The sequence below is a fragment of the Sarcina sp. DSM 11001 genome (assembly GCF_900101015.1).
Classification (GTDB): domain Bacteria; phylum Bacillota; class Clostridia; order Lachnospirales; family Lachnospiraceae; genus CAG-791.
The window spans coordinates 25,253-42,711 of record NZ_FNFZ01000009.1 but is presented as its reverse complement, the minus strand read 5'-3'; the positions used below and the strand labels follow the sequence as shown (position 1 = coordinate 42,711).

Annotated in this window: 15 protein-coding genes; 13 read left to right on the top strand and 2 right to left on the bottom strand. The window is 51.7% G+C overall.

The annotated features are described in order from the left end of the window. Positions 1-311: 311 nt before the first annotated feature. From BLT02_RS06180 to BLT02_RS06120, 13 genes are all read left to right on the top strand, one after another. Positions 312-740 carry a prepilin peptidase gene (locus BLT02_RS06180; protein ID WP_175453718.1) on the top strand — a complete coding sequence of 143 codons (429 nt, stop codon included), beginning with the start codon at positions 312-314 and terminating at the stop codon, positions 738-740. Positions 741-775: 35 nt separating this feature from the next. Beyond that, entirely contained in the window at positions 776-1,822 is a 1,047-nt protein-coding gene (locus BLT02_RS06175) for a P-loop NTPase family protein (RefSeq protein ID WP_092992628.1), read from the top strand. A gap of 287 nt (positions 1,823-2,109) precedes the next feature. Next, on the top strand, positions 2,110-3,225 hold the full coding sequence (locus BLT02_RS06170; protein ID WP_347474914.1) for a CpaF family protein: 1,116 nt from the start codon (positions 2,110-2,112) through the stop codon (positions 3,223-3,225). 64 nt (positions 3,226-3,289) lie between these two features. Continuing rightward, positions 3,290-4,123, top strand: coding sequence for a type II secretion system F family protein (locus BLT02_RS06165; protein ID WP_092992626.1), 834 nt, complete (start codon positions 3,290-3,292; stop codon positions 4,121-4,123). A gap of 192 nt (positions 4,124-4,315) precedes the next feature. Next, entirely contained in the window at positions 4,316-5,944 is a 1,629-nt protein-coding gene (locus BLT02_RS06160) for an immunoglobulin-like domain-containing protein (RefSeq protein WP_092992624.1), read from the top strand. 18 nt (positions 5,945-5,962) lie between these two features. Beyond that, positions 5,963-6,166, top strand: coding sequence for a Flp1 family type IVb pilin (locus BLT02_RS06155; RefSeq protein WP_092992622.1), 204 nt, complete (start codon positions 5,963-5,965; stop codon positions 6,164-6,166). A gap of 241 nt (positions 6,167-6,407) precedes the next feature. Continuing rightward, positions 6,408-7,862: a DUF5702 domain-containing protein gene (locus BLT02_RS06150; RefSeq protein WP_092992620.1), complete on the top strand. Its 1,455-nt coding sequence runs from the start codon at positions 6,408-6,410 to the stop codon at positions 7,860-7,862. Positions 7,863-8,325: 463 nt separating this feature from the next. Next, complete coding sequence (locus BLT02_RS06145; protein ID WP_139187453.1) at positions 8,326-9,138, top strand: TadE family protein; 813 nt, start codon at positions 8,326-8,328, stop codon at positions 9,136-9,138. 167 nt (positions 9,139-9,305) lie between these two features. Then, entirely contained in the window at positions 9,306-9,830 is a 525-nt protein-coding gene (locus BLT02_RS06140) for a hypothetical protein (protein ID WP_092992616.1), read from the top strand. 57 nt (positions 9,831-9,887) lie between these two features. Then, positions 9,888-10,403, top strand: coding sequence for a TadE family protein (locus BLT02_RS06135; protein WP_092992614.1), 516 nt, complete (start codon positions 9,888-9,890; stop codon positions 10,401-10,403). Between the two features lie 205 nt (positions 10,404-10,608). Then, entirely contained in the window at positions 10,609-12,270 is a 1,662-nt protein-coding gene (locus tag BLT02_RS06130) for a DUF6382 domain-containing protein (RefSeq protein ID WP_092992612.1), read from the top strand. 368 nt (positions 12,271-12,638) lie between these two features. Continuing rightward, positions 12,639-13,046 carry an HIT family protein gene (locus tag BLT02_RS06125; RefSeq protein ID WP_092992610.1) on the top strand — a complete coding sequence of 136 codons (408 nt, stop codon included), beginning with the start codon at positions 12,639-12,641 and terminating at the stop codon, positions 13,044-13,046. Between the two features lie 66 nt (positions 13,047-13,112). Further along, the gene (locus tag BLT02_RS06120) at positions 13,113-14,651 is read left to right on the top strand and encodes an asparagine synthetase B family protein (protein WP_092992609.1); all 1,539 of its coding nucleotides are present in this window, start codon (positions 13,113-13,115) and stop codon (positions 14,649-14,651) included. 333 nt (positions 14,652-14,984) lie between these two features. Here the strand turns inward: BLT02_RS06120 and BLT02_RS06115 are convergent, their stop codons facing one another. Then, positions 14,985-15,755, bottom strand: coding sequence for an alpha/beta hydrolase (locus BLT02_RS06115; RefSeq protein ID WP_092992607.1), 771 nt, complete (start codon positions 15,753-15,755; stop codon positions 14,985-14,987). A gap of 217 nt (positions 15,756-15,972) precedes the next feature. Further along, positions 15,973-17,169, bottom strand: coding sequence for a right-handed parallel beta-helix repeat-containing protein (locus BLT02_RS06110; RefSeq protein ID WP_175453717.1), 1,197 nt, complete (start codon positions 17,167-17,169; stop codon positions 15,973-15,975). Between the last annotated feature and the right edge of the window lie 290 nt (positions 17,170-17,459).

Genomic DNA, 17,459 nt, shown 5'->3' with positions numbered 1-17,459 from the left:
AAAATATAAAGTCAATGTCATAAATGGAAAATTCATTGCCGGGCTTCCTGTATACTGCCAGATTCTGTTTAATGTGGATAACTATGTGGATAACTCCTGCTTTTGACACATAAAAACGGCATAAGTGTCTGCTGAAAAACAGGATTGTGGATAAAAAATCCGCCGACATTCGTCAAAGTGATGAAATTGAAAAAATCACAAAAAGTGTATTGCCTTCCCGAAGGAGAAACCGTATAATCAACCCACCTGGCGGAGTGATGAATAAATAATTATACGACATATCAAATTATGGAAAGGGAGGAGGGGATTTTGTGAATACAGATACAGGAACCATTATACTGGTCCTTCTTGTGGGAATCTCCGCGCTCACGGACCTCTGGAAAGGGAGGGTCTATAATGCTGTAACTGTCCCCGGACTCCTGCTGGGTCTGGCCCTGAGCGCCCGGAGGGGAGGAGCGGAAGGGATCCTGGACGTGCTTTGCGCGGCAGTGTTTACGGTCATTGTCCTGTTTCCTTTTTACAGTATGAAAGGACTGGGCGCAGGAGATATCAAGCTTCTGGCGGCAGTATCCGGTTTTCTGCCATCGGAGGAATACCTGTTGTGTTTTGCCGGCGCATTCGCGATCGGCGCCGCCTATGGGGCGGCCCGGCTTTTGTGGACCCGGGGCAGAGTTCATACGGTCCACTTCGCGGTTCCGGTGGCAGCCAGCGTCCTGATGCACCTGACAGGGATTTTTTAAAAAACAAATGAACGAACGAGGAGATAAATGAGGAGATGAGTGAAGTGATGAGGCAGGCTGGACTGAAACAGGATGTGAAGACAGACCGGACAGTCCCCGTGGTCGCAGTCTGTGACAGTGATCTGTCCTATGCGGGCCGTCTGGTGGAATACCTGCGCGGGGAAGCGGCTTTTCCCTGTGAGATCAGGCAGTATACAAGCGCGCAGAAGCTGATGGAGGATCCAGGGATCAACCTTTTCCGTCTGATCGTCATCGCTCAGTCACAGTATGATGAGGCAGTAAAAAATGCGGGTTTCGAGAATCTCCTTTTGCTCAATGAGAGCGATGAATGGATGGAGAAACCGGAGAATATCAGCAAATATCAGTCGATTACCAATATTGCCGCCTGCATCCGGACGATGAGTGCTGCGGGAGAGACCCCGGTCGTGTCCTCACTCCGGCATGGCAGCCCCATGATCCGGATAGGGGTTTATTCCCCGGTGAGCCGGTGCCTGCAGACGACTTTCACGCTGACGCTCGGACAGATCCTCGCCGCCCGCCGCCGGGTCCTGTATATGAATTTTGAAGCCTTTTCCGGTCTGGAAAAGATGCTCTCCAGGGAGTTTGAGGGGAGTGTGAGCGATCTCATTTATTACAACGAATGTGCCAGGGAAAAGCTTGCCGGCCAGTTGGAAATGATGACGGAGGAAGTGGGAGGACTGCATTTTCTGCCGCCCATGAAATCCTTTATCGAGCTCAGGGCGATCAGGAAGGAGCAGTGGAGCAGCCTGTTCCGGACGATTGAAAAAGTGACAGAGTACGAATATCTGCTGCTTGACCTTACAGAGCACACAGACGGCCTTCTGGACCTGCTGAGAACCTGCGATACGGTCTATACCATTGTACGGGATGATCCCTTTTCCCGGGCCCGCTATCTGCAGTACGAAGACCTGCTCAGGAGGATGGATTACGAGGACGTGCGCATGCGGACAGAAGAGTGGAGGTTCCCCGTGTTCAGGGAGCTGCCTTCAAGCCTGGAGAATCTGACCAAGGGGGAACTGGCGGCCTGGATCCGGGAGCATCTGCTCAGGGAAGACGGGTGATCGCATCGCTTTCGCAGTGTTTCTGCGGCTGCTGAAGGGGGAAACGGGTGATCGCATTACTCTGACAGTGTTTCCCTGCAGCCGCTGAAGAAAGGAATTCTGTCTGCGTAATAATAAAAACGATAATAGAAACAATAATAAAAATAATAATAAAAACAGGTGGTGAGACGGTGGGATACAGCTATACACAGATCAGAGACGGGATCCATGATGCCATTCTCAGAGGAATCGATTTTTCCAGGAGTGTCGAGGACGGTGAAGTACTGGGCCTGATTGATGAGGAGATCGTGCGGGCAAAACGGGAGCAGGATCTGCCCCTCCAGGACATGAAGAGAATGCGGCAGGAGCTCTTCAATGCGATCCGCAGGCTGGACGTCCTCCAGGAGCTGGTCGAGGACCCGTCGGTCACAGAAATCATGATCAACGGGCCCGACTGTATTTTTATTGAACGCGCAGGGAAGATCACCAGGACGGACAGGTCTTTTGTATCCAGGGAGAAGCTTGAGGACGTTATCCAGCAGATCGTGTCTGCCTGCAACCGGGTAGTCAATGAATCCTCTCCAATCGTGGATGCAAGGCTGGCAAACGGAGACCGCGTCAATGTCGTCCTGCCTCCTGTAGCCCTGAACGGCCCGATCGTCACCATCCGGCGTTTTCCCGAAAAGCCGATCCGGATGGAGGATCTGCTGGCTTTCGGTTCTCTCTCCGAAGAAATCGCCTCCTTTCTGGACTGCGTAGTCAGGGCCGGCTACAACATCTTTATCAGCGGAGGAACCGGCTCCGGCAAGACCACATTCCTGAATGCCCTTTCAGAATATATTCCGGCATCGGAACGGGTCATCACGATCGAGGACTCCGCTGAACTGCAGATCCGGCACATAGAAAACATCGTACGGCTGGAGGCGAGAAACGCGAACGTCGAGGGCTGCCGCCCGATCAGCATCCGCGATCTGATCCGGTCCGCCCTGCGCATGAGGCCTGACAGGGTAATTGTAGGAGAAGTAAGAGGGAGCGAGGCGATCGATATGGTCCAGGCTATGAACACGGGGCATGACGGATCACTCTCGACGGGACATGCCAACAGCGCTCCGGACATGCTGTCCCGTCTGGAGACTATGATCCTGATGGGCATGGACCTGCCGCTGCCCGCGATCCGGGGCCAGCTGGCTTCGGCGATCGATCTGATCGTCCACCTGGGCAGGCTCAGGGACAGAAGCCGAAAGCTTCTGGAAATCTGTGAGATCACTGGAATAGAGGAAGGCAGCATCCTGACAAAACCTCTCTTCCGGTTTCGTGAACAGGGGGAGAAGGACGGGAGGATCACAGGCTGCTGGGAGCAGACAGGAACTCTGACCTCTGTGGACAAGCTCGCCATGGCGGGTATCCACTGCCCCTGGAGCTGAATCATTTCCGGTCACTCGCTTTTTTTGCAAAACGGGCGGTCATAGCCGCAAACATGGAAATGCAATGGGAAAAGAAATAAAAAATGATATGAAAAACGGAATGAGAACATCTCAGAAACCGGATGTGAAAACGGCAGATAAAAAAACACAGGAGGGCAGTGGAAAATCTGTGCGCCGGTCTCTCCATCTCCCCGAAAACCCGCAGTTCCTGCTGGAAGGAGCGCTTCTTGTGGGAGCCATTGCTTATCTCTTTTATGACACACCCCTTGCAGCAGGCTTCCTTTCTCCCCTTCTGATCCCGTATTACCGACGCAGGAGCAGAGAAAAGCGCCAGAGGGAACAGAAAGAGCTTGCAGGCCAGTTCAGGGAGGCGCTCACTGCCATCATAACGGCACTGAAAGCCGGATATTCAGCAGAAAATGCCTTCTCCGAGTGCAGGAAGGAAATGGCTTTCCAGTTTGGTGAAAAGGCGATGATCACCCTTGAGATGAGAAAAATAGAGAAGGGACTGGAAAACCGCATTTCCCTGGAGAAGCTTCTCCATGAGTTTGCGTCCCGCTGGCAGGTCGAGGAGATCAGCGAGTTTGCTGAGGTCTTTTCTATTGCCAGGAAGAGCGGCGGGAATCTTCCAGAAATCATTGGCAGGACGGCCACCCTCATTCAGGAGAGGATGGAGATCGACACGGAGATCGACCTTATGCTGAGCAGCAGAAAGTATGAACAGAAGATCATGAATGCTGTTCCTTTTTTCATCATTTTTTACCTGAGTCTGACAACGAAGGGATTCTTTGCTGTGTTGTACCACAATCCGGCCGGCATTTTGTTTATGACCGTATGCCTCCTGGCATATCTGGCCGCTGTCCTTCTGTCAGACCGGATCATGGCGATTGAACTATGAGCAGCAAATCGTGAGATCAGGATCATGGAAGCGGAATTATGAAAACAGGATCATGAAAACAGGATCATGAGAACAGGATCATGAAAACGGGAACGCAGATCAGGAAGAATAAAAACGGACTTCCGGGACCAGAATCCCGGGACCAGAATCCCGGGACCAGGATCATGAATACGAGAGAAAGGAACAGACAAAGTGAACAGGGAACTCATTTTTGCGACGGTCTATTCGGGCTTTTATATTGCACTCATACTTATTGTTTTGATCCTTGCAGCCGTCTCCTTTCATGAGGAGGTGCCTCCCTACGCGAGAGACCCTCCCATCCTCATGCCTGTCCACCGCATGGCGGTCTTCCTCTATAGAAAAATCCATGAATACAGGGGCAGGCGAAAAAAGATTGGAAAAGATCTGTTTATTCCGGGAGAAGAAGGCGTCAGGAGAAATCTTTCCATCCTTTATCCATCCATGGAAGCCCGGCGCCAGGAGATACGATACAGGCTTCTCCAGATAGAGCGTGTCCTGCTGGTCCTGCTGGCCGGGGTCATTGCCTCAGCCGCCCTGCACTTCAGTGCCCTGTATTCGGGGGTGATGCAGGAGGATGGAAGCGTGAGGCGAAACGCGACGGGAGGCGGAGATCAGAGGATCAGTGTCAGAGCTTATTCCCGTGAGGAGGATGACGGTGAAAAAGCAAACTCCGGGCAGGAGGATGCGGAACGGGGCAGGACGGAAGAAGGCCTTTCTGAGACAGAGTATGGAACCTATTCACTGACGATCCACGCGCGGAAGTTTACGCGGCAGGAAGCAGCCGTCCATGCACAGGAGATCCTCGACCGCTTTCCCCGGAGTATCCTGGGGGACAACGAGAGTCCGGACAACATACGGAAATCTCTCAGCATGCAGTCGGCAGACCCGACAGATCCTTTTGTCCTGAGCTGGGAGAGCAGCCGCTATGCCGTCATGGATACGGACGGATCTGTCTTTAACAGCGAATATGCGGAGGAGCAGGAGGAAAAGGTTGTTCTGACAGCCGTCCTGACCTATGCGGATTACCGCTTTGAAAAGAAAATGGATTTTACTGTCCGGGCACCTGTCAGGGACGAACAGGAGAAGCTCCGGGAAGGAATCAGCAGAGCCCTGGAGGATGCGGAGAAAGAAAGCGCAACAGAAGACAGCTTCCATTTTCCCGCTGCTGCCCAGGGAATCCTCCTTTCCTGGAAGGAACAGGTTGAGGATACCAGTGCAGGTGTACTGGCTATGGCGGCGGCAGCCTGTTTTGCGGCATGGTACATGATGGATTCCCGCCTCGGTGAAGAAACACTGTCAAGGAGCCGCCAGCTGGCGGTCGATTATCCCCGGCTGATCAGCAGGATCGTCCTTTATCTCGGGGCGGGGATGAGCGTGCGCAATATCTTTTTCAAATGCGCGTCCGAATACAGCAGCAGCCGGTCCGGGAACGGGGAGCAGGGAAAGAAATCTGAAAAAGATAGCAGCGGACGCTATCTGCAAGAGGAGATCCTCCTGGTATGCAATGAACTGAACAGCGGTATACCGGAGACGGAAGCCTACATGCATTTCGGAAGGAGGTGCCGCTCAAGGCAGTATACCAAATTATGCAGCCTTCTTGTGCAGAACCTCCGGAGAGGAAATGACACTCTTCTGGAGATCCTGCAGGAAGAAGCGGAAAACTCGTTTGAAGAACGAAAAAACCTTGCACGTGAACTGGGGGAAGAGGCGGGGACGAAACTCCTGCTTCCGATGATGATCATGCTGGGGATCACGATGCTGATCATTATCGTACCTGCTTATTTCGGCTTTTCCATGTAAGGAAGAGGAGAGAAATTTATGAAAAAAATTGTACAGGATTTCTGGAAAGATGAATCAGGTATGGGAACGGTTGAGATCATTCTGATCATCGTGGTCCTGATCGGCCTGGTCATAGTTTTTAAAAAGCAGATCAATGATCTGGTCAATAAGATTTTTAAAAAGATCAATTCAGACAGCAACAAGATCATCGGATGGTACAAGATCCCGGACCTGCCGGCCTGAAACAAGGATTCCTGCAGGATACAGGCAGAAAGCAGAGGTGCCTGCAGAGAATATTTTCACAGACGGCCTGCATGGATTGTCTGCAGAGAATATTTTCATAGACTCTCTGCATGGATTATCTGCATAGATGGTCTGATAGAATGTCTGCCCGGCAGCGGATCCTGACAGACAGAAAGGATAAAGGATAAAGCACATGAAAAGCAGCAGGAAGACGTGCCGATATCATACCGCAGGAGGATATATGACCGTCTTCCTGGCTCTTTCCGTGACTGTCCTGTTGTCTCTGATCCTGGTCCTGGTCGAGGGAGCAAGGATCAATGCCATACGGATGAAAACAGAGTGTGCCGGCAATATAGCGGTCCGGTCAGTCCTGGGAGAATTTCACAGAGAGCTGCTCAGGCAGTACGATCTGTATTTTATCGATGCCTCTTACGGGACAGGGAATGCGTCAACAGAGAATGTGCGGCAGCATCTGCAGAATTATATGGAAAAAAACCTGGACACATCGGTATCCACAGTGTTTGGGGCAAACGGGGATTTTACAGGGACACATCTAAGGGAACTGACCGTGGATGGCACAAGGTATGCGGCGGATGGCAGTGCATGTGCGCTTCGGGAGCAGGTTTATGCCTATATGTCCGCTGATCCCGCGGGACATGTCCTCGCGGAAATCCTCACAAGTACAGAAACCTGGAAGGGGCTTCTGGAGGATGCTTCTGTCTGGGAACAGGAACGGAAAGAAGCAAAAGATGAACTGCGCGAGGGGATCCGCAGGGGCAGAGAAGAGGCGCAGAAAAACCATACCCGTGAGGAACGGCAGGAGGCAGAGGAAGAAGGAGATGATACTGCGCAGGATGCGATTGAAGAAATGGACCGGTTTCGCCTGCTTCCGATCCTTAGTCAGGTATTTGGTGATACCTCCGGGATTTCCACAGCCTCCTCCGGAGGAAATCTTCTTTCCGGACGCGGGATCCACTACGGCGATGCCCTGAAGCCGGCCAACTCCCATGGTTATCCACGGGCGGATGAAGCCCTGTTTGATCTTTATCTCGGCGAAAAATGCGGATGCTATACCGCTTTGTCCGAAAAAGGGAGACTGAAATATCAGCTGGAATACATCCTGGAGGGAAAGGAGAGTGACCGGGAGAATCTGGAGAAGGTCGCAGAAAAACTGCTCCTGATCCGGGAGGCCGCCAACTGCGCATATCTTTTCACAGATTCCGGCCGGATGGCTCAGGCGGAAGCAGTTGCGGCCGTCCTCTCGCTGGTCCTTTTAAACCCTGAACTGAAAGAACTCTTTAAGACCGTGCTGCTTTTTGCCTGGGCCTACCTGGAGTCTGTCCGGGATCTGAGGATTCTCTTTGACGGCGGCCGGATCCCTCTGTTTAAGGATGCAGAGTCATGGAACACCTCTCTTTCAGGCCTTCTCTTTCCGGAGGCTTCGGTCGGCGGAGGAGGTAAAGGCGGCGGAAAGGGTCTTTTGTACACAGAATATCTGCAGGGACTGCTGTTCCTGGAGGGCAGCTCTGTCAAGAGCCTGCGTACTATGGACATCATGGAGATGGACATACGCATGACAGAAGGAAACAGCGGTTTCCGGATGGACTGGTGCCTCGATGCTTTTTCCATGAAGGCGTCTGTGGGGAGCAGGTTCGGATATGAATTTGAACTGACAAAGTGCGAGGGATATGACTAAAGAATAAACGCTCCGCGAGGATGCCCGCGCACGAGTATTGAACCTGGCACTTGTGTCGGGATGATGTCCGGTCATGAGGATGCCCGCGCGAGTCCTGAACAGCATTTAAAAGCAGATGAAACCGGAAACGGAGGGAAGAGCGATGCCTTTTTTAACGAAGCCTGAGGAAAAGATCCCGATCAGAAAGTCTCTCCGGGCAAAAGGATCTCCAGAGGGCAGGGCAGCCGGATCAGACGATCCTGCCAGAACAGGCGGATTTGACAGGTTAGACCTGAAGAGGTTTTTCCGGAAAAAAAGAAAAAAAGGCATCTCTCTTTTCTCCGGAGAGGCACGGCTGTGTTCTCATGAAAACAGGACTTCAGATTCAGGCAGGTTCCGGAATGCAGACTGCATTTTAGAGGAAAACAGATTCTTACATGGAGGGAAAATCCGGAAACGTGAAGGGAAGTCTTTAAATGCAGGGATGACAGTGGAAGCCTCCATCGTGCTGCCTTTGTTTCTGTTTTTCATTTTTAATGTCCTTTTTCTGCTCGATGTCATCCGCCTGCAGAGCAGTGTCACCGCGGCGCTTCAGCAGACAGGAGACAAGATCTGTGAATATGCCTGGTATCGGGAGTATGCGGCGGGAAGCGGAGAGGAAGGAATCCAGATCCCGCAGGCTGCAGGTGATATCCTTTCTCTGGCTTATGTGTCAGGAGAAGTGAGGGATCAACTGGGCAGCGGCTACATGAACAGTACCTGTCTCCGGGGCGGGAGCGGAGGGATCTCCTATCTGAATTCCCGTGTTCTGTCCGGCAATGATATTGTCGAGATCAATGCGGATTACAGGACGAGACCCTTCATTCCAGTGCTTTCAGGTCCGGATTTTTCCATCCGGAGTACGTATTACGGTCATGCATGGACGGGCTATGCGATTGGGAGCGGGGAAGGCGGTCAGCCCGGTGAAGGTCAGACTGCCGAAGAAAATAAAAGGTATATTGTCGCGGAGAATGGCGTTGTGTATCACACGGATCCGGACTGTGTCTATTTAAAACCGCATGTTCATGAAGCGGATGCCTCTGACCTGGGACATCTGCGCGCAAATGACGGCTCGATCTATCATCCGTGTGAATACTGCCACCCCTCTCCGAGTGGGAAAGTATATATCACTCCGGACGGAAACAGGTATCACAGTTCTCCCGACTGTTCCAGAATCACGCGTACGACCCATGAGGAAACAGCGGAGGAAGCACAGGCGCACCTGAGGCCCTGTCCGAAATGCGGGGGAAGTCATTGAATTTTATGTAAACATTTTCAAAAGTGATTTATGGACAGTGATGGACAGTGCGACAAAACATATGGGACCCGGTCGCAAAGGTCAGGATCACTTCTGAAGGAGTTAGAAGGCTTCGACGTTTCGGGGATCCACACTGCAGCAGGAAAAGAGAAGTAAAAAGGTGGGAAATGGCGGGAGCATTCAGTTTTATATCCTTTATATCCGGCTGGCCGGCCAGTCTTACGGCGGTGACGATTTATCTGTCTGTCTGTGCAGTACAGGATATGAAGCAGCGCAGGATCAGCCTCAGGTGGTCTGCCTGTATGGGGACCCTGGCCCTGATGGTGGACCTTGCAAAGGCAGGTGCTTTTATGAATGAAGCCGGAAACGTACTTCCCCGGGAATTATTATCCGGCATTCTTTTCCGGCTTACTTGTCTGGCGCCGGGATGCCTTCTCCTGATCCTGGCGGCAGCGGCAAAAGGCTCAGCGGGAGCGGGAGACGGGATCTGCTTCCTCATCGTCGGCGCTTTTACAGATGCCCGCACAGTTTGGATCCTGCTGGCAGTCTCGCTCTTTCTCGCCTCCTTATGCGGAATCGTCCTGATTTGTATGAGAAAAGCGGACAGAAAGACCAGATTGCCTTTTCTTGTATTTGCGGAGGCAGCCTGGGCCATAGTTCTTCTGAGCCGATTGTGCCGGGTGAAATGGTAAACAGCCGAAGATTTAAATAGCAGAAGAAATAAACAGGATGCTGTGGAAGGCGGAGAAATGTTGAACTTACTTGTGAGAAAAGAAAACCATGGGATTGAACCCCATGGAGATAAGGGAAGAAGAAAAGAAGCAGACGCCTATTTTACGGTGGAAGCTGCCGTGATCGTGCCGATCGTCCTGTTTCTGTTTGTGATGATCATCTATATGTCTTTTTATTTATATGACAGATGCGTTATGACACAGGATTTTTATATACTCAGTTACCGTCAGAGTCTGGAAAAAGGAACAGCCGACAGAAGCAGTACGGGGGAGATTCATAATCAGACCGGAAATAAACTGTTTATGCTCTCCGGCTTTGATGGATCAGCTTCCTCAGGAGGGATGATCCGTGTGACCGGCCAGGCCCGGATGGATGTTCCTCTTCCGGGAGCGGGATCCTTCTTCCCTATGGAGACAGATTGGGCCCTGAGTGCCCAGGGACAGGCCCGCCGCACAGACCCGCCGAAAGCTTATCGAAAAGTAAGGAGGATCATGAACCTTTCAAAGGAGGCCCTGTCCCATAATAAGGACTGACGATCACAGGCACTGAATGACCAGATTCGGGAGGACAACATGACGCCTCGATCATAGTTGTCGTTAAAACCGCCATCCCGGACACTGCAGACCTGTGCTGCCGGCTGCTGAGTTGTCAAACCTTATCGTCGAAAATGTATTTTATAAGTATTTTTATAAATGTTTTTATGAGTGTTTTTATAAGTGTATAGTGGAGGAGCGTGTCATGGGGTTAAATGAGGAAAAAACATATTACAGTGATGCCACTCACAATTATCTGGTGCTGGCATGCCCGCAGGAAGTAAAGAACAATTATCAGTACAAGATGCTGGCAGCCAACCAGATCCGGGGACTGCTGCCTTGCAGCGGGCGTTCCATCGATAACAAAGAGTATCTGTATTATGACATTACTTCCAGGCAGAGCCTCTCTGATCTTTATGACCGGCGGACTCTCCGCTGTTCAGACCTGCAGCGGATCCTGGAGGATATTTTCCGTGTGGAAAAAACCCTCACGGAGTATCTTCTGGACGGATCTCACATCATCACAGATCCGGAATGCATTTATGCGGATTTCCGGGAACAGGAATGCAGCTTTGTCTATTATCCCGGCGAAATTCAGGAAGGGGGATGGGAACCCCTTTTCACGTTTTTGTCTGACAGAGTGGACGGAAGGGACAAACGGGCAGCGGCGCTGTCCTACCGCCTCTGTATGATGGCAGAAAAGCCCGGATTCAGACTGAGGGAGGATATACTGGAGGAGCTGGGTATCCACCCTGTGGAGAGCCGCGGATCAGTTCATGCTCAGGTTCCCGTTTTTGCGGAAAAAAGAAGTGGGGCGTCATTGCCGGATATGAATCACGAAGGAATACTGCCTGAGACTACGTGGGATTACCGGGACAGCGGCAGGCAGGTTCGAAAGGATACCGGGTCAATAGAAAGAAAAGACAGTTTAAAGAACAGTACCTGCCATGAGACTTCCCCCAACGGGGCAAGAAAGGCACGGAAAACAGGCACAGCGCGGGAAGCAGATAAGAATGAAAGTGATTATTTTGAATATAGCCGGGAGCGGGAGATTCCGGAACTGGAACAAGAGCAGGCTGCAGTCGGAAACAAGATGGAAAGAAGGACAAAGCAGCCGTCAGGAGGGCGGGGAAAAAGAAACAGGAAGATAAGGTATATCTCTGCCCTTATCCTTATTCTGGCAGGTTCCGCATTGCTCCTTCTGGATCGATTCTGTCCGCTGCAGGAGAGGGAGATGATCCTGAGCAGGGCATTTGGAGGCGTTCTGGCTGCAGCCGGAGGGATCCTTGGGGCTGTCGGTCTCATTCAGGAACGGAGAAAAAAGATACAGGCTGCAGACATAAAAACAGATTACGAAGAAACTGTCTTTTCAGGTGACGACCTGACATGGAGGGATGCAGACAGTCTGTGTTATTACGATGAAAAAACGCAGAACCCTACCGCTCGCGGGAGGATGCTTGCGGACGTTTTACAAGGGGAAGTGGAAAGGCCGGGAGGGAACGAAGGACTTCTGCCTCCCCGTGAACCGGCGGCTTTTGGCGAGACCTGCCTGCTCCGGCCGGAAGAGAAAAAGCCCTGCGGTCTATATGGGATCGGGACGTGCAGGGGGGAGAAGATCAGTCTGGAGGATCTGCCCTGCGTTGTGGGAAAAATAGGAGAATATGTCGACCAGGTCCTGGATGACAGCAGTGTGAGCCGTATGCATGCCCGTTTTGCACTTGACCGGGAGGGCAGAATGACGATCCGTGATCTCAACAGTACGAACGGGACATGGCTGAACGGAGAGCGCCTTCTGCCAAATGAGTGCCGCGCCCTGCAGGAAGGAGACCACGTCCTCCTTGGCAGAATGCAGTTTGTATACCGGTAATCGTGGACCGGTGCGATATACTGGAACCGACTGCTTTGGAACCGGTTCTTCTGGAACTGGCTGTTCTGGAGCCGGGACTCTGGAAATGACAATCCGGTGCTGGCACTCTGGGGCCGGGACTCTGGAAATGACAATCCGGTGCTGGTACTCTGGAGCCGGCACTTTGGAATGAGAAACCGCATGATTGACGTGTTTTTCTGCCAATGATAAAATTGCAATGGCTGCAGCCTGTAATAGAAGGAACTTGCAGCTGCTGGCTGTTCATTGACCGGCTTCGGGGTTTCGCGTGCTTTATGCGCAAAACCCTGGTAAAAGGCCTTGCATTTTATCCCGGTTTTACACCTGGGATTTCTACATGGAGGATAGGAATGAAAGACAATAATTGCATTTTCTGTAAGATCGCGAACGGAGAGATCCCTTCCAGGACATTGTACGAGGATGACAGGTACCGTGTGATCCTTGACCTTGGACCTGCGACAAAAGGTCATGCGCTTGTGCTGCCTAAAGAGCATTTTGCGGATGTGTATGAGATTCCCGCGGACTGGGCGGCAGGGGCGATGAAGATCGGGCAGCAGATGGCCATCCGGATGAAGGAGAGGCTGCATTGTGATGGAGCAAATCTCGTACAGAATAATGGAGAAACGGCAGGCCAGACAGTGCCTCATTTTCATCTGCACGTGATCCCGAGGTATAAGAGCGACGGTCAGCGCATTCTCTGGAAACCCGGGAAACCGTCCGACGCTGAGCTGGATGCGATCGTTAAGGCAATGGAGTAAGGGATTTTTACTTAATATTAGTAAATATAAAAGAAGATATCAGTCAATAAAAAAGAAGGAAAAAGAATGGTTGAGATTAGAGCATACAGGGGACATATCAGAAACTGGAAAGCTCTGTGCAGCGAATTACAGATAGAAAATGCAGAGGCGCTTACACGAAAAGAGCGGGAAGACCGGATCCTGCAATGCGCTTACCGCACATGGGGCCATGACATGGGGACGCACCTGCACGGCATGTTTGCCTTTGCGCTCTGGGATGAAGAGGCACAGGAGCTTTTCTGCCTCCGCGATCCGTTCGGGACAAAGCCCTTTTATTATTGTATTACAGAGGAAGGAGACTTTCTTTACGGGACAATGATCAGGGACATTCTCTCGCAGCCGGGTTTCCGCAAAGAACTAAACGAGAGGATGCTGCAGATTTATCTGAGCCTGACCTACGGGGCCGGGGAGGATACGTTCTTTAAAGGGATCAAAAAGCTTCTGCCGGGACGATATCTGGTCTGGAAGGAAGGCGGACTTTCCATTACCCGCTATTTTACTCCTGTTTTTGCGCCGGATGAAAGCCGCAGCCTCGAAGAATGGGCCGATGAGATCCACACGACGCTTCAGGCTGTCATGGAGGAAGTGAAAGATCCGGATGAAAAAGCAGAATCTTTCCTTTCCGGCGGGGTGGATTCCTCGTATGTCCTTGCCATGTCGGATGTGCAGGTGACGGATTCTTGCGGCTATGATGAAGCGCGCTTTGACGAGTCCGGCCTTGCGAAGCAGACAGCGGATTATCTGGGACGGAGCAGCTGCCGCTGCAGAGTCACTCCTGAGGACTATTTTGAGATCGTACCCTATGTCATGAAAAATATGGAGCAGCCTCTCGGCGACGCTTCAGCGATCGCTTTTGCCATTGCCTGCCGTGAGACAGCAAAACATACGAAGCTCTGCTATTCCGGAGAAGGAGCAGACGAGTTTTTCGGCGGTTACAACATGTATCGCAATGCGGAGCGCTATGGAGATAACCTCAGGACCTTCTACGTAGGCAATACGAATATTATGAAGGAGGATGAAAAAAAGAGGCTTCTTCTTCGCTATGATCCGGAAAATCTTCCAATCAATCTTGTAAAGGATATTTACGAAGAGACAGAAGGGCTGGATCCTCTTGCAAAAATGTCGGATGTGGATATTCAGATCTGGCTTGAGGGAGATATCTACCTCAATGTGGACAAGATGAGCACCGCGGCGGGACTGGAGATCCGTATGCCGCTGACAGACCGCAGGATCTTTGACATCGCTTCCCGTATGCCTTCCCGCTTCAAGGTCAACGAGGAGCAGAATAAGGTGGCCTTCAGGACAGCAGCCGCAAAGGTCCTCCCGGAAGAGATCGCTTTCCGCAAAAAGCTGGGCTTTGTTGTCCCGATCCGCATCTGGCTGGCGGACGAACGCTACAACAGTGATGTCAGAAGACGGCTTCAGAGTGAGTCCTGTGCCAGATTCTTCCGGCTGGAGGAGGTCCAGGCGATCTTTGACGAATACACGGGAGGAAATTCCGACCTGTGGAGAAAGGTATGGACGATCTATACCTTCCTCGTCTGGTATGATGAGTACTTTTCCTGAGATGCCGGTCTTTTACGGGCTGAATTCAATACGTGCACTATAACAATTTTTTGCGTTTTGACGCAGATGCATAAACAGCGGGGGATTTCCCCCGCTGTTTATGTATAGTTTATGTATATAGGTGTCAAGGTGTGTTCAGGTATTGATGTGAGTGCTCCGTCTCGATCAAAAGCAGCGTAAGTAGAACTTGTAAGTAGAACTAAAATCACTATCCCGTTTCCCCTGCGGCGTCGTTATCATTCGACGTTGGGATCACGGAAGGTTCTCATGTATAGTTCAGGATAATCCTGAGCATTCCGGAGCCTCCTGGCCGTACCGGATTATCCTGTCCTCTTATCGCCATAAAAAGTCCATAAAACGGGGAATCTGCAATTCCCAGCTGGCCTCATTGTGACCGCCTCCGATCTGACAGTACAGATCTGTCCTTACACCGCGTTCGATCAGATCCTTCTGAACAGTGAGGTTATGAATGGCAGTGAGACTTTTCATGGGATCCGAGGGATCCGGAAGAAAAGCTTCTTCTGTTCCGAAGGAAAGATAGATGCGGGTATCCTCCTGAATGGAGCTGCTGCGGATATCACGGCGCACAGAAGCCATACAGGGAGAGACTGTACTGGAGACGCAGGCTGCCTTTGAGAAACAGTCATTGTAGCAGACCGCCCCGCACAGGGCCATCAGACCGCCCATGCTGGAACCGGCAATCCCTGTAGCCTCTCTGTGCGGCCAGGTCCGGTACTCAAGGTCGATCATCGGCTTGAGGGTGGAGACCATCCACTGCAGGGTCTTATGTCCGGTGCCGTTTAAGGTGCCGCCCCAGAATCTGCCGTGGAAAGTATAGGGGCAGAATTCCACCAGCCGTTCATTTCCCTCATGCCCGCATTCGAGGCCGACGATAATGATGTCTTTGCCCCATCCATCCAGAAAGTCCTTCAGCCCCCAGCTTTTTCCGTAAGTGGCGTCCTCGTCAAAGAACAGGTTGTGTCCGTCAAAAAAATACATGACCGGATAGCGTTCATTTGTCTCATTGTAGTTGTCAGGCAGGTAAATATGAAGGCCGCGGGTCTTGTTCGCAGGGGTAAAGAGCACATCTTTCTTTATGACCATTTTAAGATTCCTTGTTATTTTGTCTGAATATTATGTCTGATTTGTTATGCTGTTTACGGCAGTAATGCTGTTTGAGAATGCCTTTTTTCAGCAGTGCTGTTTTGGATGATGCCGTTTTCAGTGATAGTTTTCCAGTGATGACATTTCCGGTGATGCTATTTTCAATAATGGCTTTTCCAGCGATGACATTTTCAGTAATGCCTTTTACGTGTCATCTTCAGTGCACAGCGGGATGTTTGATGATCGGGAAGAAAGGCCGGTCCATCTGACTGTCATCATCAATGTAGGAGTTATCATAGGAATTTACACCTCCCGCACCGAACCGCAGGATGGAGGCGCCTCCGCTGAGCCATCCGACATGGCGGTAACGGTTTCCGTAAACGGTCACGTTGCTCACATGTCCGCCGCCTCCCGGTGTGCCCAGACCGATCGCTGCTTCCGCGCACCCTGTGAGCAGGTTATTGGCGATCAGGATATTGCGGGTATTGTGCCCGCCTTCTTCCGCGCCGGCCTCTATCCCTCCGTCGCAGTCTCTCACAGTATTGCCGACAAAATCTATGTTCTGGGCGCCGTCCGCATAAATGGCGAAGCCGGTATCATATACACAGTGGCAGTCGGTGATGACGTTCCCGAAAACGAGCCCGCCCCGGGGATAGTCGACAGAGGAAGGCGCATTTCCATAGTTGCCGGAAAAACAGATGGCAATGTTGCCTGTGTCATCAAGGACATTGCCGACAACATTGATCTCCGCGGCGTTGGAAGAAACCGCGATCGCCTCGGACCAGCCGGTTTCGCAGTTCCGGATCGTATTGCGGAACAGCAGGACATTGGAAATAGTGTTCCCGCTTCTTCCCATGACAAGTATGGCATTTGCGCAGTGGTCTTCGCTGCGGGGACTGGGTGTGGAGATATTATGGATGTACAGGTCGCTGACGACAACATGATGGGTGCCTGGCTCAAGAAGAATGGCGCTGGCATCCCTGCCATGCGCGTCGCGGACTTCAAATCCGGTCAGCTGGACATAGCCGCAGCCATACAGCCAGAACATAGAAGGACCGTCCTGGTCCTGATCATGGCCGCTAAGGCCGGATCCGTCAAAAATGACTTCTTCTCCCGGCATTGCCGCAATGGTGATATAGGCGTCCGGCCGGCCCTGTACTCCGCCGTATAAGCGGATCTTGCGGCTGTAAACACCTTCCCGCAGATACAGAGTGTCGCCCGGGCCGAGCTGGTTGATTATTCCCTGGACATCGTCTGAAGGTCCTGCGTAATAGACCTCGCCTTCGGTAGAAGGGGCTGTAACGCCTGTTTCGATGATCCGGCGCGCATGCGCCTGGAATTCTTCGTCGCCCCTGAGATGGTACTCATGTTTCCAGGGGACGGAAGCTTCTGCCTCCAGGCTCAGCGGCGGCAACAGGCCCGGTCCGGAGATCGTACCTGCGGTTCCAGAAGTCCCGAAGGGCAGGAGAGATAAAAATGCCGCGGATATCGCCTGAAAAGGTACAGAAAGTATCAGCAAAAATACAAGAATAACAGAAAACCCTCTGCAGAACCGCCTTTTCTGCATGCGCATGCTGTGTTCTACGGAGTGGCCGGGCCGAGCCCAAATCTTATTTCTAACCATATGCCTCCTCATAGAATATAAAACATGTTTGCATTATTTCTGTCTGCCGTAACGTTTTTTCTGCCTGCTCTTAAAAGGCA